A 2,919-nucleotide genomic window follows, 5' to 3' on the forward strand; every position below is an offset into this window, starting at 1 on the left:
AGCCGAGGAAGTTGATCAAGCGGCTCTTATTGTAGAGCAAGCTTTAGAAGCTTTAGCTTAACCGTTAACGATCAACGGTTAACGGTAAACTATCAACAATCTCGATAATCTTGACATTAACTTGACCCTCACCTAACTGAATTTGTAGTTCTTCTCCAGAAGCCAAATTCTCGGTAGACGAAGCAATGGTTCCTTCTGCGGTGCGCACTAGTGCATAGCCTCGTTGTAGGACTTTTTGAGGGTCAAGGCTATTGAGCTTTTCCTTGAGAAGTTGACAGTGCTGGATCCCTTGGCTCAGACGCTTTGATGTCACTTGCAATAATCGCTGATGCTGAAATGTAATCGCATTTTGTTCCTGGTGTAGTTGTTGGTCTAGAGCTAGGTGTCGCAATCTTGTTCTTAGGTGGTGCAGTTTATGGCAAGATGCCTCTGTGATTTGAGTCACCGCTTGATAAAGGGTCGTCCGCCGTTGTTGATGTTCAGCATAAAGGGTGATCAGTTCTGGTACAGCTTGTTCCGCTGCTGCTGTAGGGGTGTGAGTACTGTGGTCAGCTACTAAGTCAGCTAAGGATTCATCCCGTTGGTGACCAATACCGGTGATCACTGGTATTGAGCATTGAGCAATTGCTCGCACCACCCGTTCATCATTGAAACAAGCTAAATCCTCTGATGCTCCACCCCCCCGAGCTAATATCAGTAGTTTGGCTCTGCCATCCCGCTCGACTCGATCAATAGCGTTAACTATGGATGCGATCGCAAGTTCCCCCTGAACCTGAGCCGGTGAAAACAACACTCGTAAACCAGGATACCGTTGCTGTAGTGTACGTTTAATATCTCCCCAAGCAGCCGCTTGGGGAGAGGTAACTACAGCAATAGTTTCAGGATGAATCGGCAGGGGGCGCTTTCGTTGTGGGTCAAATAATCCTTCGGCTTCAAATCTTTGGCGTAATTGGCGTGAGCGCAAGGCTTGCAACCCCTCACCCGCCGGTAAGGCTTGCCAGACATTCAGCTGATACTGTCCCCGCTGAGGATAAACTCGGAGGCTGCCCAAAATAATCAACTGTTCTCCTACTGCTGGTAGCTGCACCAGCTTGCTTAACTGGCTCCTCCAGGCTACACACTTTATAGTAGCCTTGGCATCTGGGTCTTGGAGGGTAAAAAACATCCCTTTTGGATGGTGGTTGCTACTAGAAACTTCTCCAATCACCCAAATTCTATGGAGTTGGTTATCTTCCTCTAACAACTCTTTGATATAGTCGGTTAACCCAGCAACCGACACAATTGCTTCTGAGAATAGGGAATTGATTGTAGATGAGTTCAATGCGCTGAACGCCCCCCTATGAGAAAATCCCAATAGTTCCTTTCAGATAATTTATTTACAAAGAAGTACTTTTGTACTATAATTTACCCAAGTACTGATCCTCCTCAGCATTCATACCCAGCTTAACCAAGCAGTTTTGCAGAGAGCTCAAGGAGCTTAAACAGTTAAAATGGATCATTAATTTATAGTCTATAATTCCTTGAGCAACATCCCCTCTCAATCCCCCATGTTTCTCTAGGGGGAGAATTAAAACTACAAAACCCGTCCCGATACAGTAAATTTTTTGAGGCATCCATGGCTACCCCAATCACAAACAGTCCCGAAAAAGAAAAAGCTCTAAACCTGGTACTAAAACAAATTGAGCGTAGTTTTGGTAAAGGTGCCATCATGCGCTTGGGTGATGCCACCCGCATGAAAGTGGAAACAATTCGGAGTGGGGCAATTACCCTAGATTTAGCCTTGGGGGGTGGTCTGCCAAAAGGTCGCATTATAGAAATTTATGGTCCAGAAAGCTCTGGTAAGACAACCTTAGCCTTGCATGCTGTCTCAGAAGTCCAAAAATCTGGGGGAGTTGCAGCGTTTGTTGATGCAGAACATGCTCTTGATCCTACCTACTCTGCAGCTTTGGGGGTTGACATCGAAAACCTTTTAGTATCTCAACCTGACACAGGGGAATCAGCCCTAGAAATTGTGGATCAACTGGTTCGTTCTGCGGCAGTGGATATCGTTGTGATTGACTCCGTAGCTGCTTTGGTACCCCGTGCAGAAATTGAGGGGGAAATGGGTGACAACCAAGTTGGGTTACAGGCGCGGTTGATGAGTAAAGCGCTGCGAAAAATTGCTGGTAACATTGGTAAGTCTGGGTGTACTGTTATTTTCCTCAATCAGCTACGACAAAAAATCGGCATCACCTATGGTAGCCCAGAGGTGACTACGGGTGGTAATGCACTTAAGTTCTATGCTTCAGTTCGCCTGGATATTCGTCGCATTCAAACCCTGAAAAAATCTAACGAGGGGGAATATGGGATTCGTGCCAAAGTCAAAGTTGCCAAAAATAAAGTTGCTCCTCCTTTCCGCATTGCAGAGTTTGACATTATTTTTGGCCAAGGGATTTCCCGCTTAGGGTGTCTGGTGGATTTAGCAGAACAAACCAAAGTCATTCTGCGCAAGGGAGCCTGGTATAGCCACAATGGGGACAATATTGCTCAAGGTCGAGATAATACAGTTAAGTATTTGGTTGAACATCCCGAGTTTGCTGAGAATATTGAGCAGCAAGTACGTCAGGCTCTCGACATGGGAGCAGTAGTTTCCGCTAACTCAGTCGCTCCTATGGATAGCAAAGACGGGGATAGCATCGAAGCAGGAGATGAGGAGGCGTGAACTACCCCGGCCTAATTCTTTGAGGCCGGGGCTTCCAGCTTCACGGAAGAACGCCTTAGCTTAGACGGGCGTCCTCGCTTTGGTCTTACTTCTTCTCCACTGGCGTTGACCTCCCCCGTCCCAGAGGAGGATAGCATTCTGATCCCTTCTGCCCTAATATTCTTGGCCGCATTACCGTCTCTATCGTGGTGAGTTCCGCAACCTGGACAAACCCAAGT

At 46.8% G+C, this 2,919-nt stretch carries 3 protein-coding genes; 1 reads left to right on the top strand and 2 read right to left on the bottom strand.

Features of this window, described 5'->3' with window-relative positions; genetic code table 11:
* Positions 1 to 64 precede the first annotated feature (64 nt).
* Positions 65 to 1,321, bottom strand: a complete 1,257-nt coding sequence (gene xseA, locus F6K52_RS34895; protein ID WP_293089564.1) for an exodeoxyribonuclease VII large subunit — start codon at positions 1,319 to 1,321, stop codon at positions 65 to 67.
* A 294-nt stretch (positions 1,322 to 1,615) separates the two neighbouring features.
* On the opposite strand from xseA, the gene recA reads away from it, so the two are divergent.
* Positions 1,616 to 2,701: a recombinase RecA gene (gene recA / locus F6K52_RS34900; RefSeq protein ID WP_075900675.1), complete on the top strand. Its 1,086-nt coding sequence runs from the start codon at positions 1,616 to 1,618 to the stop codon at positions 2,699 to 2,701.
* 11 nt (positions 2,702 to 2,712) lie between these two features.
* Here the strand turns inward: recA and F6K52_RS34905 are convergent.
* The coding region (locus F6K52_RS34905) for a zinc ribbon domain-containing protein (RefSeq protein ID WP_293089566.1) at positions 2,713 to 2,919 on the bottom strand (207 nt) is incomplete at its 5' end.

Source organism: Moorena sp. SIO3H5, assembly GCF_010692395.1.
Lineage (GTDB): Bacteria > Cyanobacteriota > Cyanobacteriia > Cyanobacteriales > Coleofasciculaceae > Moorena.